This is a genomic window from Actinocatenispora comari, assembly GCF_017312725.1.
Lineage (GTDB): Bacteria > Actinomycetota > Actinomycetes > Mycobacteriales > Micromonosporaceae > Actinocatenispora > Actinocatenispora comari.
The window spans coordinates 1-26,103 of the sequence record NZ_BOPO01000028.1; the positions used below are offsets into that span (position 1 = coordinate 1).

Here is a 26,103-nt window from a genome sequence, read left to right on the forward strand (position 1 = left end):
CGGCCGGCCTGGCCGGCCTGCTGGTACGGCCGGGCGCGCGACGGGCCGCCGCGGCGCTGGGCATCACGGCGACCGCGGTGGCGCTGGCCGCCGCGACGGTGCTGCTCGCGACGACCCGGACGGTGGCGGCCGCCACCACGCTGGCCGACCTGGTCGGGGTCACGGTGCGGGTGGGCGTCTCGGTCGACCCGGTGGCCAGCTCGGTGGCCGTCGCGGTCGGCGTGGTCGCGCTGCTGGTACAGATCTACTCGGTGGCCTACCTGCGCGGCGACGACCGGTACGGGCCGTACGCGGCGCAGGTGAGCCTGTTCACCGCGGCGATGCTCGACGTGGTGGTCGCCGGCGACCTGGTGCAGTTGCTGGTCGGCTGGGAGGTCATGGGCATCTGCTCGTACCTGCTGATCGGGCACGACCGCAGCCTGGCCACCGCGCCGGCGGCCGCGGTCAAGGCGTTCCTGGTCACCCGGGTCGGCGACGTCGGGTTCTGGATCGGGGTGATCCTGCTCGGCACCGGCGCCGGCAGCTTCCGGATCGACGACGTGATCACCGCCGCGGCCACCGGCGAGCTGTCGCACGCCCGGGTCACCGCTGCGGTGCTGTTGCTGCTCGCCGGCGTCGCCGGCAAGAGCGCGCAGTTCCCGCTGCACAGCTGGCTGCCGGACGCGATGGCCGGCCCGACCCCGATCTCGGCGCTGATCCACGCCGCGACGATGGTCGCCGCGGGCATCTACGTGGTGACCCGGCTGTACCCGCTGTTCGTCACGTCGAAGCCGGCGCTGGTGGTGCTGGGCCTGATGGCGGCGGTGACGATGCTGCTCAGTGCGCTCGCCGCGACCGCCGCCGACGACCTCAAGCGGGTGCTCGCCTGGTCGACGGTCAGCCAGCTCGCGTACATGGCGGGCGCGCTCGCGGTCGGCTCGGACCGCGCGGCGATCTTCCACCTGCTCACCCACGCCGCGTTCAAGGCGCTGCTGTTCCTCGCCGCCGGCTCGGTCATCCACGCGGTCGGCAGCAACCTGATGAGCCGGATGGGCGGGCTGCGCCGCGGCATGCCGGTCACGTTCGTGACGATGACGATCGGGCTGGCGGCGCTGGCCGGGGTGCCGCCGTTCGCCGGCTTCTGGAGCAAGGACTCGATCCTGTCCGCCGCGCAGCAGACGACCAACGGCCTGGGCGCCGCGCCGGCGCTGAACGGCTGGCTGATCCTGGTGTGCGGGTTGGCCACCGTCGCGATCACCGCCTGGTACGTGACGAGGCTGTGGCTGCGGACGTTCTTCGGTGCCCGGCGCGGCCCGGCCGGGCACGAACCGGCCCGGACGATGTGGATTCCGCTGGTGCTGCTGGCGATCCCGGCGACGCTGCTCGGGCTGATCGAGCTGGTGCCCAGCCGCACCCCGCGGGCCGACTTCGGCTGGTTCGCCTACACGCCGAGGAAGTACGCCGAGTACCTGCCGTCCGGGGTGCCGGGCAGTCACCTGCTGCCGATCGGCCGGCAGGACCTCGACCCGGTGACCATGACCATCGGCCTGGTCCTGGTCGCGCTGGGGATCGTCACGGCGATCCTGGTGTGGCGCCGGGACACCGCCGCCGACCCGGCCCGGATACTGGGTCGGATGGCGCCGCTGCTGCGGTCCGGCTTCCGGTTCGACGACGCGCAGCGCGCGCTGGTGATCCGGCCGGTGCAGGCGCTGGCCACCACGGTGTGGCTGGGCGACGCCCGGGTGGTGGACGGCGCCGTCCGCGGGGTCGGGGCCGGCGCGGTCCGGCTCGGCCGGCGGCTGGCCCGGCTGCACACCGGCCTGCCCCGCTCGCTCGCCGCGGTGCTGGCCGGTGCGGTGCTGCTCGCCCTCGTCGCCGTGCTCGTCGGAGGTGCGCGATGAGGGGCGCCGCCGCGCGTCGTGCCTCGCGTCGTGCCTCGCTGGGGGAGGCGAACCGATGACCGGGTACCGCCGCGCGTCGTGTCGCGTCCGGGGCTGTGCCACGAGAGGCGAACCGGTGCGTGCGCGGCGCCGCGCGTCGTGCCTCCCCGGGGACGGCGAGCGGTGCCTCCCCGGGGACGGCGAGCGGTGCCTCGTCGGGCTTCCGCGCGGAAGGGACGGCCGATGAGCGCTCTGCTGGTGGTGTTGTTGGCGGTGCCGGCGGTCGGTGCGGTGCTGGCCGCGTTGCTGCCGGACCGCGCCGGCCGGCTCGCCGGTACCGTCGCCGCGGCCGTCGCGTTCCTCGCCACGCTGCCGCTGGCCTGGCACTCGGCGCCGGTCGGCCACCACGCGATCGCGCCGTGGCACCAGCTCGACGTGGCCTGGGCGCCGGCCCTGGACATCCGGTTCCACCTCGGTGTGGACGGCATCTCCTGGCCGCTGGTGCTGCTGACCACGCTGCTGACGCTGCTGTGCTGCGGCTACTCGCTCTGGCGGACGCCCGGCGCCGTGCCCGGCCGGTACCTGGTGGCGTTGCTGCTGGTGATCGAGGTCGGCATCGTCGGCGTGTTCGAGTCGCTGGATCTGGTGCTGTTCTTCGTGTTCTTCGAGGTCGTCCTGCTCCCCATGTACGCGGTGATCGCCGGCTGGGGCGGCCCCGGGCGCCGGGCCGCGGCGACCAAGTTCGTGCTGTACACGCTGTTCGGGTCGGTGCTGCTGCTGGTCGGCGTGTTCGTGATCGTGGCGAGGACCGGGACCGCCGATCTGGTCACGCTGTCCGACCGGGGCGGCGCCGGGCTGTCCGCCGGCACCCAGCTGCTCGCGTTCGTGCTGCTGGCGGTGGCGTTCGCGGTGAAGAGCCCGCTGTGGCCGCTGCACACCTGGCTGCCGGACGCGCACACCGAGGCACCGACGGTCGGTTCGGTGATCCTGGCCGGCGTGCTGCTCAAGATGGGCACGTACGGGCTGCTGCGGGTGGCGGTCGGGGTGCTGCCGGACGGCGCCCGCGCCGCGTCCGGGGTGCTCGGCGTGCTGGCCACCGCGGCGATCCTGATCGGTGCGCTGGTCTGCCTGCGGCAGACCGAACTCAAGCGGCTCATCGCGTACTCCTCGGTCGGGCACATGGGGTTCGTGGTGCTCGGCATCGCGACCCTCACCGGCGTCGGATTCCAGGCCGCGCTGGTCGGCAACATCGCGCACGGGCTGCTGACCGGGCTGCTGTTCTTCCTGGCCGGCGCGATCAAGGACCGCACCGGTACCGGCGAGCTGGCCCGGCTCGGCGGGCTGCGCGAGGTGGCGCCGGGGCTCGCCGGCCTGCTCGGCTTCGCCGCGATCGGCTCGCTCGGCCTGCCCGGCCTGGCCGGCTTCTGGGGCGAGTTCTTCACCGTGTACGCGGCGATCCGGCACGGCGGTCCACTGTGGATAGTGCTGGGGGTGTTCGCCGCGTTCGGTGGCGCCCTGGCCGCCGCGTACTTCCTGCGGCTGCTGCGGCGCGTCGCGCACGGCCCGGCGGCGCCGGCGATCGCCGCGCTGCGGCCCCGCGCGCTGGCCCGGCCGGAACTCGCCGCCTGGTCCCCGCTGGTACTGCTGGCGCTCGCGGTCGGGGTGGCCCCGGCGCTGGTGCTCGCGCTGTCCGCCCCGCCGGTCCGCGCCCTGATCGAGGTGATGGGCCGATGAGTCCCTCCCGTCCGGGCCCCGATCGCGGTGATCGGCCGATGAGCGCCGCCGGTCCGGGCCCCGATCGGGGTGATGGGCCGATGAGTCCCGCCGGTCCGGGTCCCGATCGAGGTGACGGGCCGATGAGCTGCGCCACCACCCGCTCCGGCCCGCCCGTGCCCCGGCGCGCGGGCGTCCGCGCGGTGCCGGCCGGTGGTCGGGCGCGCCCGAGCCGTCGGCGCCGGGCCTCGCTGCCCGGCGGCGTTCCGGCGAGGGGGGAGCGCTCGTGAGCCTCGTGCAGTCGATCGATCAGGTGGCGCTCGCGCCGGCCTACCTGGCCGCGCTGACCGCGGTGGCGGTGCTGGTCGTCGACCTGATCGTGCCGGGCCGGCGGGTGCCGGCGCTGGTCGCCGCCGCGCTCGGGACCACCGCGACCGGCGTCGTCGCCGTACTGGTCGGGCTCGGCCCGGCGCGCGCCACGTTCTGCACCGCCGGCGGCACCCTGCCTGGCGGCGTGCCCGTCGACCGGTCCTGCTCGTACGTCGCGGACCACGTCGGCGCGCTCGTCGCGGTGGCGTTCTGCGCGGTCACCCTGGTCGTGCTGGCGCTGTCCACGCCGGTGCTCGCGGCCCGGGTGGCGCCGACCGGCGAGTACCTGTTCCTGCTGGCCGCGTCGCTGACCGGCGGCGTCGTGCTCGGCTACGCCCGCGACCTGATCACGCTGATCATCGCGGTCGAGACGCTCACCCTCCCGCTCTACGTCCTGATCGGCCTGCGTCGCCGCGCGTCCCGCGCCACCGGGCCCGACGAGCCCGGCGCGCCGGCGGAGGCGGCGTCGGGCGCGTTGACGTTCTTCGTGATCTCGGTGGTGTCGACCACCGTCACGCTGCTCGGCGCCGCGCTGCTCTACGCGCTGACCGGCGCGGTGCACCTGGACCGGATCGCCGCGGCGCTGGCGCACCGGGACGACCTGCACGGCGTACCGCTGACCTCGGCCGCGGTGCTGCTGGTGCTGGTGGGGCTGGCGTTCAAGCTTGCCGCGGTGCCGTTCCACGGGTGGGCGCCGGTGAGCTACGACGGCGCGCCGCTGCCGGTGACCGCGTACCTGTCGACCGCGTCCAAGCTCGGCGGCGTCGTCGCCCTGCTGTACGTGACGGTGTTCGCGCTCGGCCCGTGGTTGTCGGTGGTCGGCCCGCTGCTCGCGGTGCTGGCGGTGGCGAGCATGACGGTCGGCAACCTCGCCGCGCTGCGGCAGCGCCGGATGGTGCGGCTGCTCGCGTTCTCGTCGGTGGCGCAGGCCGGCTACCTGCTGGCACCGCTCGGCGCGTTCGCCGCGGCGGCCGGTCGCTCCGGCGCGGCCCGGCACACGCTGACCGCGGCCACCCTCGGGTACACGATCTTCTACCTGCTGCTGGAGCTGGGCGCGTTCGGTGCGTTGATCGCGCTGCGCGGCGCCGGGTCGGGTGGCGAGATCGACGAGTACCGGGGTGCCGGGCGGGTGCGGCCGCTGACCGCCGCGGCGCTGGCGTTCGCGCTGATCGGGCTCGCCGGGCTGCCGCCGAGCCTGGCCGGCCTGTTCGCCAAGATCACCGTGGTCCGGGCGGCGCTGACCGGCGGTACCGCCTGGCTGGCCGTGCTGATCGCGCTGAACGCGGTGCTCGGCCTGGTCTACTACCTGCGCGTCGTGGTCGTCCTGTACCGCCCCGGCGAGTACCGGCCGGTCCCGGTCCGGCCGTTGCTGGCCGGCGTGCTCGCCCTGGTCACCGCCGCCGCCGTGGTCGCCGGATTCGCCCCGCAGCTGGTCCTGGACGCCGCCGCGCTGCTGCCCTGACCCGCCGGTACGCGCCCGTTCGGCAGGCAGCGTTTTCCCAGCTCAGTGTCAGAAAACCGGGGCATGCTGGAGTCGGCCCCGGAATCCCCACCGGGGATGAAACGGCGTGGGCGCGGCGTTGAACCAAGCCCATCGCCATGTACAGGGAGTGATGACGGTGACCGTACATCGGCACCACAACGGGCTCCGCACCGCGCTGCTGCTCGGGCTGCTCACCGCGCTGATCATCGGCATCGGTTACCTGATCGGCGGCAGTACCGGCCTGATCATCGCGGTGCTGATCTCGCTGGCCATGAACGCCGCGACCTACTTCTGGTCGGACAAGATCGCGCTGCGCTCGATGCAGGCCCAGCCGGTGTCCGAGGCCCAGGCGCCCTGGCTGTACGCCATGGTCCGGGAGCTGTCCACCGCGGCCAAGCAGCCGATGCCCCGGCTCTACATCAGCCCGACCGCGCAGCCGAACGCGTTCGCGACCGGGCGCAACCCGGCCAACGCCGCGGTCTGCGTGACCGACGGCATCACCCGCATCCTGACCCAGCGCGAGCTGCGCGCGGTGATCGGCCACGAGCTGTCCCACGTGTACAACCGGGACATCCTGATCTCCAGCGTCGCGGCGGCGCTCGGCGGCATCATCACCGCACTGTCCTACCTGGTGTGGTTCATCCCGTTCGGCCGGTCGGAGGACGACGACGGCCCCGGCATCCTCGGCGTGCTGGCGATGCTGATCCTCGGCCCGATCGCGGCCACGCTGATCCAGCTCGGCATCAGCCGCAGCCGGGAGTACGAGGCGGACGCGGACGGCGCGCGGCTCTCGCAGGACCCGTTGGCGCTGGCCAGCGCGCTGCGCAAGATCGACGCCGGGGCGCAGCAGCTGCCGCTGCAGCCGACCAGTCAGCTGCAGTCCAGCGCGCACCTGATGATCGCGAACCCGCTGCGCGCGGCCGGCGTGGCGAAGCTGTTCTCCACCCACCCGCCGATGGCCGACCGGATCAAGCGGCTGGAGCAGCTGGCCGTCTCCGGCGAGCAGTACCGCGCCGTCGACCGCTGACCGGCCACGGTGTCGACGCACGGACCGGCCGCCCCGCGTGGGGCGGCCGGTTCCCGTCCGGCGCCCGGCGCGCTCGGGGCCACGAGATGACCGCTGGTGAAATACGGTGCGAAAGATGATCTATCTGGTGCGGCACGCGCAGCCGGCGGTGCGCCGGAAGGTCGCGCCGGACCGCTGGGAGCTGACGGCGGACGGCCGGTCGGCCGCCGCCCGGCTCGCCGGCCGTCTCCCGTGGGACCCGTACCTGGTGGCGAGCGACGAACCGAAGGCGATCCAGACCCTGCACTGCGCGTACCCGGGGCGCGCGGTCGACACCGACCCGCGGTTCGGTGAGGTACGCCGGGTCGAACCGGTCGACGACGGCTACGCGGAGCGGCGCCGGCAGTACGTCTCCGGTACCCCGCTGCCGCGCTGGGAGCTGGCGTCCGCGGTCGTGGCCCGGTTCGCCGCCGCGGTCACCGACCACCTGGCCCGGGCCGACGGGCGACCGCTCGTCATCGGTACCCACGGGATGGCGCTGACGGTGTGGCTGGCCGCCGCGCTGCCGACCGCGCTGGCCGGCGGCCCGACCGCGCCGGCCGGCGACCCGAACGCGCTGTCCGGTGACCCCGCCACGCTGTCCGTCGGGCCGGATGCGCCGGCCGGCGGGCCGGCCGAGTTCTGGGCGGCGCTGGCGCTGCCGGACGTGCTCGCCGTCGACCTCGCGACCGCCACCGTCGTCCGCCAGGAAGGCTGACATGCCAGCAGCACCGACACCCCCGGGAGAGGCGACATGACCGAGGCACAACTGTCCACGATGGACGGATCGCGCGGCGAGATCACCGTGTACCGCTGGCCGAACCCCGACGCCACCCACCGGGTGTTGCTGGTGCACGGGTACGGCGAGCACCTCGGCCGGTACGACCACGTCGCCGCCGCACTGCACGCCAACGGCGCCGAGATCATCGGGCCGGACCACCTCGGCCACGGCCGCTCCGCCGGCGAGCGGGTGCTGGTCCACTCCTTCGACGACGTACTCGCCGACCTGCGCGCCGTCGCCGACCGGGCCGGTGCCGACCTGCCCGTGGTGCTCGTCGGGCACTCGATGGGCGGCATGATCGCCGCCCGATACGCGCAGCTGCACGGCGCCGGGCTGACCTCCGTCGTCCTGTCCGGGCCGGTACTCGGCAGCTGGGCGCCGATCGCGCTGGCCGACGGCGAGATCCCCGACGAGCCGCTCGACGTGTCGACGCTGTCCCGCGACCCCGCGGTGGGGGAGCGGTACGCGGCCGACCCGCTGATCTGGCACGGCCCGTTCAAGCGGGAGACGCTGCGCGCCCTCGGCCGCTGCCTGGACGAGATCAACGCCGGCCCGCGGCTGACCCCACCGACGCTGTGGCTGCACGGCGAGGACGACCACCTGGTACCCATCGGGCCGAGCCGCGCGGGCATCGACCGCATCCGCGGCGACCGGTTCGAGCAGATCGCCTATCCCGGCGCTCGGCACGAGATCTTCAACGAGACGAACAACGCCGCCGTGCTCGCCGACGTCACCACCTTCGTCACCCGTACGCTCGGCGGCTGACCGCCGCGCCCCTCCGTCCGGGCGGCATCATGGAGTTCGACCGGTCCGGTCGGACGACCGGCGAGCGGGAACGAGAGGTGAGTGCGATGGCCGCCGAGTCGGAGCGGGAGCGGGCGCTCGCCGCCTGCGGCGCGCTGCCCGGAGCGGTCGAGACGTACCCGTTCGGCGACGGGGTCGCGGTGTTCAAGGTCGGCGGCAAGATGTTCGCGCTGGTACCGCTGGGTGGCGAGCCGGCCAGCGTCAGCCTCAAGTGCGACCCGGACTACGCGCTGAGCCTGCGCGACCGGTACCCGGCGATCACCGCCGGGTACCACCTCAACAAGCGGCACTGGAACACGGTCGTGCTGGACGGATCGGTCCCCGACGACGAGGTGCTCGAACTCGTCGACCACTCGTACGACCTCGTCGTGTCCAGCCTCCCCAAGGCCACCCGCGCGAAACTGGCCCGCTGACGCACGGCGAGACGCCGCTCGACGCATACGGTGACGGCGCTCCGCCGCCCGTGCTCGGTACGGGCAGCGTCAGCGGTAGTTGGTGAACTGCAGCGGTATGTCGAAGTCGGCGCCCTTGAGCAGCGCGATCACCGCCTGCAGGTCGTCCTTCTTCTTGCCGGTCACGCGCAGCTGGTCGCCCTGGATCTGCGCCTGCACGCCCTTCGGCCCCTCGTCCCGGATCAGCTTGCCGATCTTCTTCGCCTTGTCCTGCTCGATGCCCTGCACCAGCTTGGCGCTGATCTTGTACGTCTTGCCGGACTGCTGCGGATCACCCGCGTCCAGCGCCTTCAACGACACGCCGCGCTTGACCAGCTTGTCGCGGAACACGTCGAGTGCCGCCTTCACCCGGTCCTCGGTCTCGGCGACCAGCGAGATCGCCTCCTCGCCGGACCAGGTGATCTCGGCGCCGGTGCCGCGGAAGTCGAACCGCTGGCTGATCTCCTTGGCCGCCTGGTTCACCGCGTTGTCGACCTCCTGCCGGTCGACGTTGCTGACGATGTCGAAGCTCGGATTCGCCACGAACAGTGCTCCCGTACTGCGTCGATGTCTGTTGATCCACCACGCCGCGAACCGCCCGGCACCCCGCCGGCCGCCCGCGCGCCGCCTCGACGCTACCCGTTTGCGTACGGCCCCGGGTGTACCGCTATCCTTCTTCCGCACCCCGCGTTCGCGCGAGGTGCTGCGCCCACGGCGGGTTGCCCGAGCGGCCAAAGGGAGCGGTCTGTAAAACCGTCGGCTACGCCTACACTGGTTCGAATCCAGTACCCGCCACACCCAGGGTGTTAAGGCCCCTGACCAGCAGCAATGCCGGTCAGGGGCCTTCCTCGTACGTCCGGCTGTGACCGACCCCGCGCCGGTGATCTACGGCTGGCCGCCCCGAATGCGACCCGAACTTCGTACGGTCCAGCGTGCGGTGACGTGACGAAGGTCGGAGAGGCCTGGACGAGGCATCACCACGGCGCGTGCGGAGCAGTCCGGACACCTCACGTGGATCAGGTCCGAGTACGCCGTGAGCGGGTGTCCATGGTCGACGAACCGCTTCCCGGAAGCGTTGTCGGATGCCCTGCGGCGATCGTGCCGGGGCGCCGCTCGGCTGTCCCCTGCGATGGTGCCGAGCGGGTCACCCGGGTCGTTCGGAGGGGAGTGGGGCACGGACGAACTGGCGGCAGCGCTCGTCGCAGGCGCCGTAGGCGGCGAAGTTGCGGCGGGCGGCGGTCAGGCTGAGCCGCTGGTTGGGGCCGCCGCGTACCACGCCTGCGTCATGGTCGTCCTGGCCGTCGTCCTCCCAGAAGCAGACCGGGCAGATCTCGTACCCGCCGCGCTCGGGCAGCGTCGCATGCCCGCAGCACGGGCAGGCATACGGCCCGCCGGACGCATCGCGCACGACGTTCCTGAACGGTTCGAGCTGTGGCCGCGGTCGTCCCGGATGCTGCACGGAGGTGATCCTGGCACGTCGTCGATGAGTGCGGCATCGCGGCGGCCTGGCGTGACGAGGATCCGTCGAGGTCGATCGAGACGGTGTAGCGGGGTGGGCGTTGTATCGTCGGCGCCGTGTTGGTGTGGGAGCGGCCGGAGCCGCCGGACCGGCCGGTACCGGCGCCGCTGAGCCGGGAGCGGATCGTCCGGGCGGCGATCCGGCTGGCCGACGCGGACGGCTTGGCGGCGGTGTCGCTGCGCAAGGTCGCGGCCGCGCTGGAGGTCGGGCCGATGCGGCTGTACGGCTACCTCGACACCAAGGACGAGCTGCTCGACCTGATGGTGGACGAGATCTACGCCGAGATCCGGCCGGTCGGGGACGGCTGGCGGCAGGTGCTGCACTCCCTGGCCGGGGCCACCCGGCAGGCGGTTCACCAGCACGAATGGCTGGCCGACCTGATCGGCGGTCGGCCCGCGCTCGGGCCGCACGCGCTGGCCAGGGGCGAGGCGGTGGTGGCCGCGATGCGCGGTGTCGACGTCGACCTGGTGATGCCGGTAGTCGGCGCGGTCGACGCGTACGTGATCGGGGTGGCGCGGCGCGAGATCGCCGAGCGGCGTGCCGAACGGTCCAGCGGCATGGACCAGCGGCAGTGGCAGCGGGCGTACGGGCCCTATCTGGAGCGGGTGTTCGGCACCGGCCGGTTCCCGGCGCTGGCCACGGTCGTTCGCGACGCCGCCCACCTGGACGCCGACGAGACCTTCCGGCTGGGCCTCGACTTCCTCCTCGACGGCATCGAAGCCCACCTCGCCCGCTGAGCGCGGAACCGGCTGGTACGCCAACATCGCCTCAACCGAGGAAGGCGGGACCGGCAGCCCCGCCCGGAGCTGCGAGCAGGTCCTTCGTGCTATCCGGCGAGCATGTCGTACGCCTGGGCCAACTCGTCCGCCCACGGGGACTCGTGGTCACGTTCGAAGGCATGCAGCAGCCGTTCCTGAGTGGCCGGGCGACGGAGCCAGGCGACGACCGAGGGTTCGTGCTGCCAGCCGGCCGACCATGCCAGAACCAGTACGGCGAGGTGACGGTCGGCACTGGGCTCGTTGGTGCAGTCCCAGACGGTCAGGAACGTGTCGGGCCCGGCGTAGAGCGGGGCCGCCGCGTCGAGGAACGTCGTCGCGTCGGACACGGCGCCGAGGCGGGACGGGTAATCAGTCAGCAGTGACCGCCACACCGCACGGAGATAGCCGTCGACGGCCGCGTACTCGGTGGACGGCCAACCGCGCCAGTCGTTCCGGCCGGCGAGCTTGCCGAAGACGATCTCGGGGTCGAGCTCCGTGTCGGTGACGAGCCGCTCCAGGAGGGTCGGCAGGAGCGCCTTGAGGTCGTCCAACGTGCCGACGGTGTTGCCAATCGTGATCGACAGCGAGTACAGGTCGTGTTCGGCCACCGTAACCGCGCCCCGGCAGTGCGGGCACCCGTCGAGCATCGGGCGCCGTGGATAGCGGGAAAACGCCTCCCGTACCCGTCGCAGCGATGCGTGCACCTCGTCGACCACCCGGGCGATTCTCCCCGATCGGGCGGACCCGACGGCCGCGTGGGATCCGTACTCCGCCCGCGGATGCTTGGGTCAGGCGGGGCCGAGGGTGCAGAACTGGGTGCCTTCCGGGTCGGCGAGGACCCGCCAGGTGACGTCGCCCTGGCCCACGTCGGCGGGCGTGGCGCCGAGCGCCTCGACCCTGGCCACCTCCGCGGCGAACCCGGCCACGAGGCGTGGGACCAGGTCGAGGTGCGTGCGCTGCCACCGGCCGGCAGGTGCGGCGTACGCACGAATTCGAGGTACGGGCCGCTGCCCTCGACGGCGCGCAGCGGCGCGTGCTCGTCGGCCAGGTCGCGCGGGGCCAGCCCGTCACGTCCGTCCAGAACCCGGCCATCGCTCGCGGATCCGCGCAGTCGACGACGATCGTGGCGATCAGGCCCGGTGTCCCCGTACCCGTCCCGCGGTTCCCGGCGATGAAGTCCAGCGAACTCGTGGCGGGGGAGGGCCAGGCTGCGCCGGCGGGCAGCGCGCTGGCCGCGCCCGCCTCCTCGGTCGAGAACTCCCAGCCCAGAGCCGCCGCCCAGAACCGTCCCAGCGCCGCTTTCGCCCCGTGCCTTGATGTTCACCTGACCAAGCTGCAAACGCCATGCCGCAGACCCATCCCACGCGGGGCCGGGCCGGCCGGCGTCCACCGTGCCGCGCGATGTCGGGTCCGGCAGCGCCGCGCGTCGCCGTGTCAGGCGCGAGTGCGGACGGGTCGGGCGGTGCCGGGCCAGGCGGCGGTACGGAGCAGGCGGAGGCCGTTGAGGCCGACCAGGACGGTGGAGCCCTCGTGCCCGGCGACGCCGAGCGGGAGCGGCAGGTGACCGGCGAGGTCCCAGACGACCAGGCCGGTGATGACGGTGGCGGCGATGACCAGGTTGGCGACCACGACCCGGCGGGCTCGCCGGGACAGCGCGATCGCGGCGGGTACGGTGCTCAGCTCGTCGCGGATGATCACGGCGTCCGCGGTCTGCAGCGTCAGGTCGGAGCCGGCGCCGCCGAGGGCGATCCCGGTGTGCGCGGCGGCGAGGGCGGGCGCGTCGTTGATGCCGTCGCCGACGATGGCGACCCGGTCGCCGGCCTGCTCGTACCCGCGTATCGCGGTGACCTTGTCCGCGGGGAGCAGCCCGGCGCGCACGTCCCGGATGCCGACCTGGTCGGCGAGCCGTCGCGCGGCGCGGTCGTTGTCGCCGGTGAGCAGCACCGGCGGTCGGGCGGTCAGCCCGGTGACCGCGGCGACCGCCCGAGCCGCGTCGTCGCGCAGCTGGTCGGCGATGCCGAGCACCCCGATCGGACGGTGGTCGACGAGTACCACGACCGCGGTGTGACCCGCCGCGACCAGCTCCGCGACCACCTCGTCGACCACCGTCGGGTCGGTCGGGACGCGCTCACCCCCGGCCTCGGCGGTACGGGTGCCGGGCAGCAGGCGGTCCGGGGCGCCGACCTGGACGAGCCGGCCGGCCACCCGCGCGGTGATCCCGACGCCGGGTTGCGCGGCGAACTCGTCCACCGCGGTCAGCGGCAGACCACCGGCGCGGGCGGCCCGGACGACCGCCGCCGCCAACGGATGTTCGCTGGGGTGCTCGGCGCTCGCCGCCAGCCGCAGTACCTCGTCGTCGGCGTGCCCGTCCAGCGCCCGGACGTCCGCCACCTGCGGTACGCCGCGGGTCAGGGTGCCGGTCTTGTCGAACGCGACCCGGGTGGTGGCGCCGAGCCGTTCCATCACCACGGCGGACTTGACCAGTACGCCGTGCCGGCCGGCGTTGGCGATCGCGGCGAGCAGCGGCGGCATGGTCGCCAGGACGACCGCGCACGGCGAGGCGACGATCATGAACGTCATCGCCCGCAGCAGCGAGTCGCGTACCGCGTCGCCGAGCAGCAGCGGCACCACGAACAGCACGATGGTGGCGGCGACCATGCCGACCGAGTACCGCTGCTCGACCTTCTCGATGAACAGTTGGGTGGTCGCCTTGGTCCGGGAGGCCTCCTCGACCTGCGCGGCGATCCGTGCCACGACCGATTCGCCGGCCGGCCGCCCGACGCGTACCCGCAGGGCGCCGGTGCCGTTGACGGTGCCGGCGAAGACCTCGTCGCCGGTGGTCTTGTCGGCGGGCAACGGTTCGCCGGTGATGGTGGCCTGGTCGACCTCGCTGGCGCCGTCGAGCACCGAGCCGTCGGCGCCGATCCGGTCCCCGGGGCGTACCAGGATCACGTCGCCGACGGCGAGTTCGGCGACCGGCACCGTCGCCTCACCGCCGTCGGGGTTCAGCCGGGTGGCGGTGTCCGGTGCCAGGTCGAGCAGACCGCGCACGCTGTCCGCGGTACGCGCGGTGGCCAGCGCCTCCAGCGCGCCGGAGGTGGCGAAGATGACGATCAGCAGCGCCCCGTCGAGTACCTGCCCGATCGCCGCGGCGCCGATCGCGGCGGCGACCATCAGCAGGTCCACGTCGAGCGTGCGGCCGCGCAGCGCGCGCAGGCCGGCGAGCGCCGGCTCCCAGCCGCCGGCCGCGTAGCAGCCGAGGTACAGCGGCCAGTACGCCCAGCCCGGCCCACCGGTGAGCTGCACCGCCAGGCCGACCAGGAACAACGCCAGCGCCGCGGCGGCCCATCGCATCTCGGCCAGCGCGAACAGCCGGGTCCGCCGCACGCCGACCGCGGCGGTACGGGTCGGCGCGGGCGCGGCGGTCAGGGTGTCCACGGCGGTCACTCCCCGGGTACGGGTGCACGGGCAGTCCGCACGATAGCAGAACATATGAAGACGTCTTCATATGATTCAAGTACGGGTACGATCCCGGCCATGGGTCACCGAGTGAACGGCAAGCCCGGCGCCGCCGAGCCGCTGGACGCCGAGTCCGCCGCGACCGTCGCGGCCACCCTGCAGGCCCTCGCCACCCCCAGCCGGCTGCTGATCCTCACCCGGCTGCGGCAGAGCCCCTGCCCGGTCGGCGAGCTCGCCGAGGCGGTCGGCATGGAGCAGTCGGCCGTCTCGCACCAGCTGCGGCTGCTGCGGGCGCTCGGCCTGGTCGCCGGCACCCGCGCCGGCCGCCGCATCGTCTACTCGCTGTTCGACAACCACGTCGCGCAGCTGCTCGACGAGGCGATCTACCACATCGAGCATCTGCGTCTGGGCAAGCGCGACCGCGTCACCGACGCCGGCTGAGCGCCGCCACGGTGGCTACGGCTTCGGGCCGTACAGCCGGGCGACCTCCTCCGAACCGGTCCACCGGCTGTACGTGGGCTCCTGCGGCCAGCCCTCGGGGGAGTCCTGCCACTCCTCCTGCCGCCCGTACGGCAGCAGGTCGATCAGCGGGAACGTGTGGGCCAGCTGCTCGGTGCCCCGACCGTTGGTGTGCCAGGTCCGGTAGACGGTGTCGCCGTCCCGGAGGAACACGTTGACCGCGAACCCGCCGCCGGGCGGTGCGTCGACGTCGGCGCCGAACGAGCTGTTCGCGGTCGAGTACCAGGTCATCGTGTTGCCGACCCGCTTCTTGTACGCGAGTGCCTGCTCGATCGGCCCCTGCGTGACGATGACGAACCGCGCGTCGTACTGGTCGAGGAACTCCAGCCGGGTGTACTGCGAGGTGAACCCGGTGCACCCCGGGCACTGCCATTCCGCGTCCGGGAACCACATGTGGTTGTAGACGATCAGTTGCGACCTGCCGTCGAACACGTCGGCCAGCCGGACCGGCCCCTCCTCACCTTCCAGGGTGTACTCCGGCAGCTCGACCATCGGCAGCCGGCGGCGCTGCGCGGCGATGGCGTCGAGCTCCCGGGTCGCCGCCTTCTCCCGTATCCGCAGCGCGTCGAGCTCGCGCCGCCAGGCCTCGGCGTCGACGACCGGCGGTAGTGCAGTGGTGGCCATGGGCCCTCCCGCGGTAGACGTCTGGTGATCCGTACGGGTAGACGCCCGCCACCCACCCAACTCATCGGTGCCGCTGGTCTGCCGCCGACCGTGCGAGCTCGCCGACACCGAAGCCGGCCGGCCGCCCACCCACCTGAACGCAGCCGCCTACCGCCGCCAGCGCGCCAGGATCGCCGCCGAGTCGTACCCGACCCGGTCCGGCTGGTTGAAGCGCAGGAAGTCGCGTACCGCCCGGTTGTCCGTCTGCTCGCCGAAGTCCTGCCCGGACACCAGATCGGGTGGCACCAGGTAGTGGTAGCCGCGCTCGGCCGCGCCGAGCACCGCGTACAGCACGCAGCAGACCAACTCGACGCCGCAGACCACCAACCCGTCGATGTCGTACCGATCCAGGAAATCGGTGAACTCGCCGCTCTGCCAGCAGTCGAACCGGTCCTTCACGACCACCGTCGCACCGGGTACGGGATCGAGGAACAGCTCCGCACCCCAGGACCCGGTCGCGCACAACCCGTCCGGGCGCTCCCACCGTCGCTGTCGTGGCGTGAGCCGATCGAGGTCGAGTACCTGCCGCGTGTACACCACCCGGGCGCCCAACGCGCCGGCCTGGCGGGCGAAGGCGTCGGCTCGCCGCGCCGCCTGCGCGTTGCGAGTGTTGGTGGGCGGGTGGCCGGGATCGGCGTCGGGATGGCAGAAGTCGTTCTGGAAGTCCACCAGCACCACCGCCACCCGCCGCAGCTCCAGCTCGAAGAACCCTGCCCCGTCCATCCTCGTAGTCTCCCGGCGAGACTGCCCACCCCGCGACCGGGACGTGTGCGCTCGTGGCGCGAGCCGCCCGCTCCGGGCGAGGGGACGGACCGTGGTGGTGCGCTGGCGGAACGAGTTGCCGCCCGGCTGAAACGTCCGTGGCTGGTTTTCGGAAGGAAAGTTTAGCGGGGCTCGCGACCGGTCACCTTGGCCGATAATCTTTCCGGCAAAACGGTCACTAAGGTGACGATCTGTGCGTGCCCTCGTGCGGCGGTGCGCCCGGACCTCTTCTGCTCACGGCGCCGGTACCGCTAACATCATCGTTAGCTGCCTCGGCAGTAGCTCCCCCCGCCCCGTCGACGCCTAGGAGACACCGCGATGCGTCACCATGTCGCCTCCGCTCGCCGCTCCGACCTGACCTGGACCGTCATCGGACGCTGATGCGGTAGCGAGCCGAAGTTTGGCTCGCCCGTGAAGTGCTGGACGGCCCGAAGGGTGCGCACGGATGCCTGAATGCTTCCAATGACCACCATTACGGGCCGTCGGGCGCTCTGGTCCTGGCTCGTCACCGCGATCCTGCTGATCGTCGGCGTCGGAGCAACGCTGCTGGACCCGCGCGTCCACATGTTCGATGTGGGCCCGTGGTGGTTGTTCGCCGTGATCGCGGCGGGCGTTCTGCTCAGCCAGGTCATCAAGCTGCACTTCGAGTTCGGTCGGCAGAACATCACCGTCTCGCCGATCGAGATCCCGATCCTGATCGCCCTGTTCGTGCTGCCGCCGCTCGGCGTCATCGCGGCCCGGCTGATCGCGGGCGCCATCGTCTACGCCTGGCGCACCAAGGACATCACCAAGTACTGCTTCAACCTGGCCCTGTTCGTGGCGTCGCCCGCGGTGGCGAACCTGGTGGTGGGCTGGCTGGGGCCGCTGGAGATCACCGAGCCACGGAGTTGGCTCGTCGCCGTCGGCGCCATCTTCTGCCTGGAACTCACCACGTACCTCGGCGTTGCGACGGTGCTCGCCGTGGTGCAGGGCAACGTGTCGCTCCGCGAACTGCTCCGCGGTGCACAGCCGATCATCATCGGCGTCGCGGCGGCCGTGATCGGCCTGATCATGCTGCTGTCGATCCAGGACACGTTGTGGTCGTTGGTCCCGCTCGCGGCTCTCGGCTTCGTCGTCGCGCTCGGCTACCAGATGTACGCGCGCTTCCTGAGCGAGCACCAGAAGCTCGACGAGATGTACGAGCTGACCCGGGCGGTGCGGCAGGCGGCGTCCGAGGGCGAACTGGCGGACATCCTGCTCAGCCGGGTCCGCGGGATGCTGCGGGCCGAGTACGCGACGTTGTGGCTGCCTGCTTCCGGCCGGTACCCGGAGGTGTTGCTGACCGCGAAGGAAGGCGTCCGTGGCCTGCTCGACCGGGCGCCGGCGCCGGCCGACCTGCGGCGCGAGGCGTTCGCCGAGGGCGGCACGGTCGCGGTCGGGCCGAAGCTGGGCGACGACGCGCGGCGCGCGCAACTGCTGGACAGCCGGACCAAGGACGTCATCATCGTGCCGCTGCGCTCCGGCCGCGCGACCGTCGGCACCGTCGAGTGCGTGAACCGGCTGGGCGACGTGCACCAGTTCGCCCCGGCGGACGTGAACCAGATGGAGGCGATTGCCTCGCAGACCGCCGCCGCGGTGGAGAACGCCCGGCTGGTCGAGCGGCTGCGGTTCGACGCGTACCACGACGCGTTGACCGGCCTGCCCAACCGGCACCGGATGACCACCGCGATCGAGGAGGCGGTGAAGGTACGCGCGCCGGGCGAGGTGGTCAGCGTGCTGGTCTTCGACGTGGACGGGCTGCGTGACGTCAACGACTCGCTCGGCCACGGCGCCGGCGACCAACTGCTCGCCGAGGTCGGCAAGCGGTTGCAGGCGGCGGCGCCGGCCGGTTCGCTGGTGTCCCGGGTCGGCGGGGACGAGTTCGCGCTGCTGGTCCGGATGCCCGGGATCGACGACGCCGTGGCGCTGGCCGGTGAGCTGCGCACCGCGCTGCAGGAGCCGATGCCGTTCGGCAACGCCCGGCTCGACGTGGACACCGCGGTCGGCCTGGCCATCCACCCCGACCACGGCAGCGAGCCGGAGGTGCTGTTGCAGCGCGCCGACCTCGCCAACCTGGCCGCCAAGGGCACCCAGGCCGCGGTCCAGGTGTTCAACCTCGGGCTGGAGTCGAGCAGCGTCCGGCGACTCGGCCTGGCCGGTGATCTGCGCCGCGCGATCGACGCGGCCGAGCTGGAGGTGCACTTCCAGCCCAAGATCGCGATCGGGCGGCGCGAGCTGATCGGGGTCGAGTGCCTGGCCCGGTGGAAGCACGCGACGCACGGCTGGGTCTCGCCGAGCGACTTCGTCGCGGTCGCGGAGCACACCGGCCAGCTGGGTCGGCTGACCGACCTGGTGTTGCGCGAGGGGCTGCGCCGCTGCCGGGAGTGGGTCGAGACGGGGCATCCGCTCAGCGTCGCGGTCAACCTCTCGCCGCGCACCCTGGTCGACCCGGTGTTCCCCAGCTACCTGCAGGAACTGCTCACCGAGTACGACGTGCCGCCGGCGCTGCTGACGCTGGAGATCACCGAGGACCGGATGTTCGCCGAGACCGACCGGCCGCTGCCGACCCTGCGGCGGCTCCGGGACACCGGGGTACGGCTGTCGGTCGACGACTTCGGCACCGGCTACTCGTCCCTGTCGTACCTGCGGCGGCTGCCGGTGCAGGAGGTCAAGATCGACCGGTCGTTCGTACAGGGCATGGCGACCGACGACGGTGACTACGCGATCGTCCGGGCGGTCGTCGACCTGTCCCGCCACTTCGGCCTCGAGGTGGTCGCCGAAGGGGTGGAGAGCGAGCTCGCGCTCAGCCAGCTGGAGGAGATGGGCTGCGACATCGGCCAGGGCTTCTACTTCTCCCGGCCCCTGTCGTACGAGCGGTTGGTGGCCTGGCTCGCGGCCCGCACCGAGCTGGCGGAGACGGCCGGCGACAGCAGCCGACGGCTGCGCGTCGTCACCTGATTCGGCGCCGCACGGCGGGCGGGGGATCCGATTTTGGGCCGCCGAACCCACCGTGTACCCTTACCCAGGCAGCTCCCCGCAAGGGGATGCACGCCCCTTTAGCTCAGTCGGCAGAGCGTCTCCATGGTAAGGAGAAGGTCTACGGTTCGATTCCGTAAAGGGGCTCGACATCCGGGTTTCCTGTGCCCGCCGAGAGCGCGGGCCGGGATGTCTCGCTGATGCCAGCCCGGGGGGCGACCCCCGGACCCCCGAATGTCAGGGGCTTCGCCCCCGAACCCCTGGCCGGTCACGTCGCGGGCGGGCCCGGGTTCGTTGCGGGGTTTCTGGCCCGGCGAGTTCCGGATTCGCCTGACCCAAGTGCTGGTTGCCTGGGCGGGTTTGCGGCGGTGTAGCTCAGTTGGCAGAGCAAGCGGCTCATAATCGCTGTGTCGCCGGTTCGAGTCCGGCCACCGCTACGAGACGTCGCCGATTCGGCGATGTATCTTTGTCCGGGCGCTTCCTTGAGCGCCTGACGACGGCCGTTCGTGGTCGTCGAGACAGCACCGACGAGAAAGGCACTCCGCCGTGGCCAAGGCGACCGATGTACGTCCGAAGATCACGATGGCGTGCGTGGAGTGCAAGGAGCGCAACTACATCACGCGCAAGAACCGCCGCAACGACCCGGACCGCATGGAGCTGAAGAAGTTCTGCCCGCGTTGTGGCAAGCACACCGCGCACCGCGAGACCCGCTGACCCGACGCCGCGCAGCCCCAGCGGCTGCGGCCGGCAGGCCCGCGCGATGTCACGGCAGCACGCGATATCGCGCCATAACCGGCAGCACGTCACGACCGGCGCCCTCGGGCCGCCGGTCGTTTCGTGTCCGCCGCCACTTCGATCGCGCGCCTCGGCCGGGTCACCGAGGCGCCACACCCGACGGGGAGCAACGATGCCGCTGGACAGCTCGTTCGTGGGCCGCAGCTACCCGCCCACCCCGGCGTACGAGGTGGGGCGGGAGAAGATCCGCGAGTTCGCCGCGGCGCTCGGCGACGACAACCCGGCCTACCGGGACCAGGCGGCCGCCCGAGCCCTCGGCCACCCGGACGTGATCGCGCCGCCGACGTTCGCCATCGCGTTCACCTGGCCGGCGAGCCAGCAACTGGTGCACGACCCGGAGTTGGGGCTCGATTTCGGTCGGGCCGTGCACGGAGACCAGAAGTTCGCCTACCACCGGCCGATCCACGCCGGTGATCGCTTGCGCAGCACGGTGATCGTGGAGAACATCCGTGCCGTGGCCGGCAATGACATGATCACCACTCGGATCGAAGTGACCGACGAGGCCGGCGAGCCGGTCGTGACTACCTGGTCCATGCTCGTGGTCCGGGCTGCGGAGGTGTCGGGATGATCGCGTTCGACGAGGCCCCGGTCGGTACCGAGTTGCCGACCCGAACGTTTCGGGTGACCCGTACCGATCTGGTGCGGTACGCCGGCGCGTCCGGCGACTTCAACGTGATCCACTGGAACGAGCGCAGGGCCATCTCGGTCGGGCTGCCGGACGTGATCGCGCACGGCATGTACACGATGGGGCTGGCCGGCCGGGCGGTCACCGACTGGCTGGGCGACCCCGGCGCGCTGGTCGACTTCGGGGTGCGGTTCAGCCGCCCGGTCGTGGTGCCGGACACCGACGACGGCACCGAGGTACAGGTGGGCGGGGTCGTCAAGCGGGCCCTGGACGACCGCCAGGTGGTGATCGAGCTGACCGTCACGAGCGACGGTGTCAAGGTGCTCGGGCAGGCCCGGGCGACGGTGCGGTTGAGCTGATCACACCGGTACGAACGAGGCCGGCGCACCGGCCGCGCAGCCCGGGTGGGGTGCCGGTTGGGAGATTGGGGTGGCAACCCGTACACTGGTCCGCCGGGGGTGCCGGTGCCTGCGGTGCGTGTCACCGAGCGTGCCAACACCCCCGCTGCGTGACGTGCCGCGACAGCGTCGGGTCACGAAGGGGCGTGGCGCAATTGGCAGCGCAGCGGTCTCCAAAACCGCAGGTTGCAGGTTCGAATCCTGTCGCCCCTGCGCCGAGTACGTCCCGGCCGGGTCCGGTCGGGTGGGCAGGCGTGGCAGCGCGTTGGTTCGCCGTCGCGCTGTCCCGACAATCCGGCGCGGATCCCGTCACGGGGTTGGCGCGGGAGCACGAATAGGCCAGGATCGAATGGCCCAGGACGTGGCTGGGATCGTGTTGGCATAGGACCTGAGAGGGCTGAAGTGGCCGAGAGGAAGCGACGCGGGGGCGACGCCGACGGCGGATCCGCCGACGACGAGGTCCGCGACAGCCTCGATGAGGCCGCCGCCGAAGAGACCCTCGAAGACGACATCGCGGACGAGTCGGACTCCGACGACGAGGGTTCCGCGAGCGACGAGGACACGGCGAGCTCCGAGACCAAGCGGTCCACCCGAGCCAAGGCCGCCGCCGGCAAGCGGGACGGCAAGAGCTCCGGCACCACCGCGGTGCGCAGCAAGAGCTCGAAGGCCGGCACCGGCAAGTCCGGTGACAAGAAGAACGACAAGTCGAAGAAGGACAAGACCGACGGACGGCCGCGTGGTCTGGGGCGGCTCACCCGGTTCGTTCGTGAGGTCGTCGCCGAGCTACGCAAGGTGATCTGGCCGACCCGCAAGGAGCTGGTCACCTACGCGGTCGTGGTGATCATCTTCGTTGCGGTGATCCTGGCGATCGTGGGGCTGCTCGACCTTGGGTTCTCCAAGGCGGCGCTGTGGGTCTTCGGCGGCGGTAAGAATAACCAGTAGACGAAGCCCGCGGAGCCTGAGCGCCGCGTTCGCATCTCGGGTTGGCCGGCAACGCGGGCCGGCCCGTGATCCACATTGGAAGTGAGCAAGCGTGTCTGAGTTCGACGAGACCGGCCGGCCGACCGACGAGCAGGAGTCCTCGCCGGCGGCTGAGGCTGCCGCCACGACCGGTGGCGCGGCCGGGGACGGCGCCGCCGAGCAGGCCGGTACCGGCGCCGTGGCCACCGCCGTCGACCCGGCGGCCGAGCCGACCGCCGCAGCCGACGCTGAGCAGCCGGCTGACACCGAGCAGCCGGGTGGGGCCGAGGCCGAGCAGCCGGCTGGGGCCGAGCAGCCGGCGAACGCCGCGTCGACCGATGCGGAGGCGCAGGTCGACACCGAGCTGGCCGAGGACGAGCAGGCCACCGACGAGGAGGCCGCCGAGGTCGACCCGGTGGCCGAGCTGCGGCAGGCGCTGCGGCACGCGCCCGGCTACTGGTACGTCGTGCACTCCTACGCCGGGTACGAGAACAAGGTCAAGACCAACCTGGAGAGTCGGATCCAGAGCCTGGACATGGAGGAGTACATCTTCCAGGTCGAGGTGCCGACCCGGGAAGAGGTCGAGGTCAAGAACGGCAAGCGGCAGAACGTCCAGAGCAAGGTCTTCCCCGGCTACATCCTGGTCCGGATGGACCTGATCCCCGAGTCGTACTCCTGCGTCCGGAACACCCCGGGCGTCACCGGCTTCGTCGGCGCCACCGACCGGGCCGACAACCCGTCACCGCTGACCCTCGACGAGGTCATCAAGTGGCTGGCGCCCGGGGTCAAGGAGGAGAAGGCCGAGGCCGCCGCGGGCGGCGGGGCCAAGCCCGAGATCAAGGTCGACTTCGAGGTCGGCGACTCGGTCACGGTCATCGACGGCGCGTTCGCCTCGCTGCCGGCCAGCATCTCGGAGATCAACGCCGACCAGCAGAAGCTCAAGGTGCTGGTGTCGATCTTCGGCCGGGAGACCCCGGTGGAGCTCAACTTCAACCAGGTCTCCAAGATCTAGCGACAACCGAAGACGTCCGGCGCCCGGGGGCAGGCCCGGGTGCCGGTGTGTGGAAAACAAACCAGCGCCGCCGAGGACACGTCCGTGGCCGAGGCGGCCCAGTCCCGGGCCGGCTGGCAGCCGGTGCGGGGCGCGTAGGAGAAAGCCCAGGGTCATGCCTCCCAAGAAGAAGCTCGTCACCACGTTCAAGCTCGAACTGCCCGGTGGCCAGGCGACGCCGGCCCCGCCGGTGGGTCCGGCGCTCGGTCAGCACGGCGTGAACATCATGGAGTTCTGCAAGGCGTACAACGCGCAGACCGAGTCGCAGCGGGGCGAGATCGTCCCCGCCGAGATCAGCGTGTACGAGGACCGCTCGTTCACGTTCGTCCTGAAGACCCCGCCGGCGGCCAAGCTGCTGCTGAAGGCGGCCGGGGTGGCCAAGGGCTCCGGTGAGCCGCACAAGGACAAGGTCGGTTCGGTCAGCCAGGCCCAGGTCCGCGAGATCGCGGAGCGCAAGATGGCCGACCTGAACGCGAACGATCTCGACCAGGCGTCGAAGATCATCGCCGGTACCGCCCGTTCGATGGGCATCACGGTCCAGGACTGAGAGCCCACCACCCAGTACGACCGTGGGAGGGGCAGGCGCTGCCCCGCACCACGCACCACACCACTCGTGGAGGAACACCAATGGCGCAGCACGGCAAGCAGTACCGCAAGGCATCCGAGACGGTCGACGGCGACAACCTGTACAGCCCGCTCGACGCGATGCAGCTTGCGAAGGACACCTCGAAGACCAAGTTCGACGCCACCGTCGAGGTCGCGATGCGACTGGGCGTCGACCCGCGTAAGGCCGACCAGATGGTGCGCGGCACCGTCAACCTGCCGCACGGTACGGGTAAGACCGCCCGTGTGATCGTCTTCGCCACCGGCGACAAGGCCACCGAGGCCATCGCCGCCGGCGCCGACGAGGTCGGTTCGGACGAGCTGATCGCCCGCATCCAGGGCGGCTGGCTCGACTTCGACGCGGCGATCGCGACGCCCGACCAGATGGCCAAGGTCGGCCGGATCGCGCGGATCCTGGGCCCGCGCGGTCTGATGCCGAACCCGAAGACCGGCACCGTCACCATGGACGTGACGAAGGCGGTCGCGGACATCAAGGGCGGCAAGATCGCCTTCCGGGTCGACAAGCACTCGAACCTGCACCTGATCATCGGCAAGGCCAGCTTCGACCAGCGTCAGCTGGTGGAGAACTACGCGGCCGCGCTGGACGAGGTGCTGCGGGCGAAGCCGGCGTCGTCCAAGGGCAAGTACCTCAAGAAGATCACCGTCTCCACCACGATGGGGCCGGGCATCCCGGTGGACACCAACCGGACCCGCAACCTCACCGAGGACGAGGTCGACGCCTGATCCAGGCGGTACTCGTGGGCGGGGCGTGCCGAGCTGTCGGCGCGCCCCGCCGCGGCGTTTCCGGCGTCTTCCGCCGTGGGCGGCCGTCGCGGGTGTGGCGTCGCCTACTCCGGTTGGCCGGGTCGCGGCGGCGTCGAGTAGGCTGAACAGGCTTTACCGAAGACCGCTGGTCACCGCGCCGAGTGCGCGGTCGAAGGCTCCGCTCGCCGCGGACGGCCCGCGCAGGGAAGACGGACGCGATCCAACACCGCAGGTCATCCAGGCTCCCGGATGACGTCGGTGCCGGTGATCCGATCTGGTGGGCGGCACGCGCCACGTGGCGTCGGCCGGAGCCGTAGACACGGACACCGAGCTGGTTCCTCGCCCCGTGCGCCCTGCGCCGGGGCGTTTTTCGTGCCTGCGGGTCTTCGACGAGACCGGCCCGAGCATGCACGAGAGGAGGGACATGGCGGACACACATGGCCGGACCAAGCCAGTACGCGAGGACAAGGCCGCTGCGGTCAACGAGATCGCGGACCGGTTCCGGGCCGCTTCGGCGACCGTGATCACCGAGTACCGCGGGCTGAGCGTTTCGCAGATCACCGAGCTGCGGCGCGCCCTGGGCGGGGACACGCACTACCGCGTCGCGAAGAACACGCTGGTGAAGATCGCGGCGACGGAGGCCGGCGTCGACGGTCTCGACGCCCTGTTCGTCGGCCCGACGGCGGTCACGTTCGTCAACGGCGACGTGGTCGACGCGGCCAAGGGGCTGCGCAACTTCGCGAAGGACAACCCCGCGCTGGTCATCAAGGGCGGCGTCTTCGAGGGCAAGGCCCTCACCGCGGACGACGTCAACAAGCTGGCCGACCTGGAGTCCCGCGAGGTGCTCCTCGCCAAGCTGGCTGGTGCCATGAAGGGCAGCATGTCCAAGGCCGCGAGTCTGTTCCAGGCTCCGCTGTCGAAGACGGCGCGGCTCGCCCAGGCGTTGGCCGACAAGCAGTCCGGCAGCGAGGCTGCCTGACGGCCGTACGGCCGTCGCCATGTTCGAGAAACTCGCCGCGATTCGCTTGCGGCAGGCCCATACCGCCGCGAGTGGTTCGCGACGACAGACATACCGCGACGTGATCGCGGGGTAGGAAAGGAATCCGCCACCATGGCGAAGCTCAGCACCGAAGAGCTGCTCGACGCGTTCAAGGAGATGACGCTGATCGAGCTGTCCGAGTTCGTGAAGCAGTTCGAGGAGACCTTCGAGGTCACCGCGGCTGCTCCGGTGGCCGTTGCGGCCGCCAGCGGCCCGGCCGCCGCGGCCGAGGCTGCCGTCGAGCAGGACGAGTTCGACGTCGTTCTCGACTCGGCCGGCGACAAGAAGATCCAGGTCATCAAGGAGGTGCGCGCGCTGACCAGCCTGGGCCTGAAGGAGGCCAAGGACCTGGTCGAGGGTGCGCCGAAGGCCGTCCTGGAGAAGGTCAACAAGGAGGCCGCGGAGAAGGCCAAGGAGCAGCTCGAGGCTGCCGGCGGCAAGGTGACCCTGAAGTAAGGGTCCGCACCGCGGTTCCGCGGCGGCCAGCCCGCCGTAGCGACGAAGGCGGCCGTCCCCCTCGGGGGCGGCCGCCTTTTGCTGTACCCGAGGAAGTGTGCTCGCGCGGCTGGCGGCGGCACCGGGGCAGCGTCGGGCGGATGGGTGACGTGGCTCAGGTCACGTAACGTTGTGGGGCAAGCCGGGCACTCTCGTCACGCTCGAACTGTCCGGAAGCTACGGAGAGCTACGAAAGATCGCGACTGGTGCGCT

Annotated in this window: 26 protein-coding genes and 4 tRNA genes; 23 read left to right on the forward strand and 7 right to left on the reverse strand. The window is 71.9% G+C overall.

The window, feature by feature from the left end; translation table 11 throughout:
* The 7 genes from NUM_RS09785 to NUM_RS09815 all read left to right on the forward strand — a co-directional run.
* Positions 1–1,880 (forward strand): NADH-quinone oxidoreductase subunit 5 family protein (locus NUM_RS09785; protein WP_207124492.1); only part of this gene is annotated, 1,880 nt, incomplete at its 5' end.
* Positions 1,881–2,102: 222 nt separating this feature from the next.
* The gene (locus tag NUM_RS09790) at positions 2,103–3,593 is read left to right on the forward strand and encodes a complex I subunit 4 family protein (RefSeq protein ID WP_207124493.1); all 1,491 of its coding nucleotides are present in this window, start codon (positions 2,103–2,105) and stop codon (positions 3,591–3,593) included.
* A gap of 265 nt (positions 3,594–3,858) precedes the next feature.
* Entirely contained in the window at positions 3,859–5,403 is a 1,545-nt protein-coding gene (locus NUM_RS09795; protein WP_207124494.1) for an NADH-quinone oxidoreductase subunit N, read from the forward strand.
* 157 nt (positions 5,404–5,560) lie between these two features.
* Positions 5,561–6,451 carry a zinc metalloprotease HtpX gene (gene htpX / locus NUM_RS09800; protein WP_225918468.1) on the forward strand — a complete coding sequence of 297 codons (891 nt, stop codon included), beginning with the start codon at positions 5,561–5,563 and terminating at the stop codon, positions 6,449–6,451.
* Positions 6,452–6,566: 115 nt separating this feature from the next.
* A complete protein-coding gene (locus NUM_RS09805) occupies positions 6,567–7,187 on the forward strand; it encodes a histidine phosphatase family protein (protein WP_207124496.1) in 621 nt (206 codons plus the stop codon).
* A gap of 36 nt (positions 7,188–7,223) precedes the next feature.
* On the forward strand, positions 7,224–8,015 hold the full coding sequence (locus NUM_RS09810; RefSeq protein ID WP_207124497.1) for an alpha/beta hydrolase: 792 nt from the start codon (positions 7,224–7,226) through the stop codon (positions 8,013–8,015).
* Positions 8,016–8,101: 86 nt separating this feature from the next.
* Positions 8,102–8,467, forward strand: a complete 366-nt coding sequence (locus NUM_RS09815; protein ID WP_207124498.1) for an MmcQ/YjbR family DNA-binding protein — start codon at positions 8,102–8,104, stop codon at positions 8,465–8,467.
* Between the two features lie 69 nt (positions 8,468–8,536).
* Here NUM_RS09815 and NUM_RS09820 read toward each other — a convergent pair whose 3' ends face one another.
* Complete coding sequence (locus tag NUM_RS09820) at positions 8,537–9,028, reverse strand: YajQ family cyclic di-GMP-binding protein (RefSeq protein ID WP_207124499.1); 492 nt, start codon at positions 9,026–9,028, stop codon at positions 8,537–8,539.
* A 170-nt stretch (positions 9,029–9,198) separates the two neighbouring features.
* Here NUM_RS09820 and NUM_RS09825 point away from each other — a divergent pair.
* Positions 9,199–9,280, forward strand: a tRNA-Tyr gene (locus NUM_RS09825).
* 349 nt (positions 9,281–9,629) lie between these two features.
* Here NUM_RS09825 and NUM_RS09830 read toward each other — a convergent pair.
* Positions 9,630–9,944, reverse strand: coding sequence for a CPCC family cysteine-rich protein (locus NUM_RS09830; protein WP_225918469.1), 315 nt, complete (start codon positions 9,942–9,944; stop codon positions 9,630–9,632).
* Positions 9,945–10,060: 116 nt separating this feature from the next.
* Between NUM_RS09830 and NUM_RS09835 the strand changes: the two genes are divergently transcribed.
* A complete protein-coding gene (locus tag NUM_RS09835; protein ID WP_225918470.1) occupies positions 10,061–10,741 on the forward strand; it encodes a TetR/AcrR family transcriptional regulator in 681 nt (226 codons plus the stop codon).
* A gap of 89 nt (positions 10,742–10,830) precedes the next feature.
* Here NUM_RS09835 and NUM_RS09840 read toward each other — a convergent pair whose 3' ends face one another.
* The 3 genes from NUM_RS09840 to NUM_RS09860 all read right to left on the reverse strand — a co-directional run bounded on the left by NUM_RS09840 (position 10,831) and on the right by NUM_RS09860 (position 14,200).
* Positions 10,831–11,478, reverse strand: a complete 648-nt coding sequence (locus NUM_RS09840) for a hypothetical protein (RefSeq protein ID WP_207124500.1) — start codon at positions 11,476–11,478, stop codon at positions 10,831–10,833.
* A gap of 72 nt (positions 11,479–11,550) precedes the next feature.
* On the reverse strand, positions 11,551–11,754 hold the full coding sequence (locus NUM_RS09845; protein WP_207124579.1) for a VOC family protein: 204 nt from the start codon (positions 11,752–11,754) through the stop codon (positions 11,551–11,553).
* 442 nt (positions 11,755–12,196) lie between these two features.
* Positions 12,197–14,200, reverse strand: coding sequence for a heavy metal translocating P-type ATPase (locus tag NUM_RS09860; RefSeq protein ID WP_370466952.1), 2,004 nt, complete (start codon positions 14,198–14,200; stop codon positions 12,197–12,199).
* A gap of 99 nt (positions 14,201–14,299) precedes the next feature.
* On the opposite strand from NUM_RS09860, the gene NUM_RS09865 reads away from it, so the two are divergent.
* The gene (locus NUM_RS09865) at positions 14,300–14,662 is read left to right on the forward strand and encodes an ArsR/SmtB family transcription factor (protein ID WP_207124502.1); all 363 of its coding nucleotides are present in this window, start codon (positions 14,300–14,302) and stop codon (positions 14,660–14,662) included.
* Between the two features lie 15 nt (positions 14,663–14,677).
* On the opposite strand, the gene NUM_RS09870 is transcribed toward NUM_RS09865, so the two are convergent.
* Positions 14,678–15,364 carry a DUF899 domain-containing protein gene (locus NUM_RS09870; RefSeq protein WP_207124503.1) on the reverse strand — a complete coding sequence of 229 codons (687 nt, stop codon included), beginning with the start codon at positions 15,362–15,364 and terminating at the stop codon, positions 14,678–14,680.
* A 147-nt stretch (positions 15,365–15,511) separates the two neighbouring features.
* The gene (locus NUM_RS09875; RefSeq protein ID WP_207124504.1) at positions 15,512–16,126 is read right to left on the reverse strand and encodes a cysteine hydrolase family protein; all 615 of its coding nucleotides are present in this window, start codon (positions 16,124–16,126) and stop codon (positions 15,512–15,514) included.
* A 501-nt stretch (positions 16,127–16,627) separates the two neighbouring features.
* On the opposite strand from NUM_RS09875, the gene NUM_RS09880 reads away from it, so the two are divergent.
* The 13 genes from NUM_RS09880 (at position 16,628) to rplL (ending at position 25,851) form a co-directional block, all read left to right on the forward strand.
* Positions 16,628–19,141 carry a putative bifunctional diguanylate cyclase/phosphodiesterase gene (locus NUM_RS09880; RefSeq protein WP_207124505.1) on the forward strand — a complete coding sequence of 838 codons (2,514 nt, stop codon included), beginning with the start codon at positions 16,628–16,630 and terminating at the stop codon, positions 19,139–19,141.
* A gap of 92 nt (positions 19,142–19,233) precedes the next feature.
* A tRNA-Thr gene (locus NUM_RS09885) sits at positions 19,234–19,306 on the forward strand.
* Between the two features lie 217 nt (positions 19,307–19,523).
* Positions 19,524–19,596 (forward strand) — tRNA-Met (locus NUM_RS09890).
* Between the two features lie 109 nt (positions 19,597–19,705).
* Positions 19,706–19,873, forward strand: a complete 168-nt coding sequence (gene rpmG / locus NUM_RS09895; protein WP_030446732.1) for a 50S ribosomal protein L33 — start codon at positions 19,706–19,708, stop codon at positions 19,871–19,873.
* Positions 19,874–20,066: 193 nt separating this feature from the next.
* Positions 20,067–20,522, forward strand: a complete 456-nt coding sequence (locus tag NUM_RS09900) for a MaoC family dehydratase N-terminal domain-containing protein (protein ID WP_207124506.1) — start codon at positions 20,067–20,069, stop codon at positions 20,520–20,522.
* Positions 20,519–20,938, forward strand: a complete 420-nt coding sequence (locus tag NUM_RS09905) for a MaoC family dehydratase (protein WP_207124507.1) — start codon at positions 20,519–20,521, stop codon at positions 20,936–20,938. The genes NUM_RS09900 and NUM_RS09905 overlap by 4 nt, the downstream gene beginning before the upstream one ends.
* Positions 20,939–21,117: 179 nt before the next feature.
* Positions 21,118–21,190, forward strand: a tRNA-Trp gene (locus NUM_RS09910).
* 189 nt (positions 21,191–21,379) lie between these two features.
* A complete protein-coding gene (secE, locus tag NUM_RS09915; protein ID WP_225918471.1) occupies positions 21,380–21,919 on the forward strand; it encodes a preprotein translocase subunit SecE in 540 nt (179 codons plus the stop codon).
* 382 nt (positions 21,920–22,301) lie between these two features.
* Positions 22,302–22,949 (forward strand): transcription termination/antitermination protein NusG, encoded by a 648-nt coding sequence (nusG, locus tag NUM_RS09920; RefSeq protein ID WP_207124581.1) that lies wholly within the window; start codon positions 22,302–22,304, stop codon positions 22,947–22,949.
* A 154-nt stretch (positions 22,950–23,103) separates the two neighbouring features.
* A complete protein-coding gene (gene rplK, locus NUM_RS09925) occupies positions 23,104–23,535 on the forward strand; it encodes a 50S ribosomal protein L11 (protein ID WP_207124508.1) in 432 nt (143 codons plus the stop codon).
* Positions 23,536–23,615: 80 nt separating this feature from the next.
* Positions 23,616–24,335 carry a 50S ribosomal protein L1 gene (gene rplA, locus NUM_RS09930; RefSeq protein WP_207124509.1) on the forward strand — a complete coding sequence of 240 codons (720 nt, stop codon included), beginning with the start codon at positions 23,616–23,618 and terminating at the stop codon, positions 24,333–24,335.
* Between the two features lie 445 nt (positions 24,336–24,780).
* Positions 24,781–25,335: a 50S ribosomal protein L10 gene (gene rplJ / locus NUM_RS09935; protein ID WP_207124510.1), complete on the forward strand. Its 555-nt coding sequence runs from the start codon at positions 24,781–24,783 to the stop codon at positions 25,333–25,335.
* A gap of 132 nt (positions 25,336–25,467) precedes the next feature.
* Positions 25,468–25,851, forward strand: a complete 384-nt coding sequence (gene rplL / locus NUM_RS09940) for a 50S ribosomal protein L7/L12 (RefSeq protein WP_207124511.1) — start codon at positions 25,468–25,470, stop codon at positions 25,849–25,851.
* Positions 25,852–26,103: the final 252 nt, after the last annotated feature.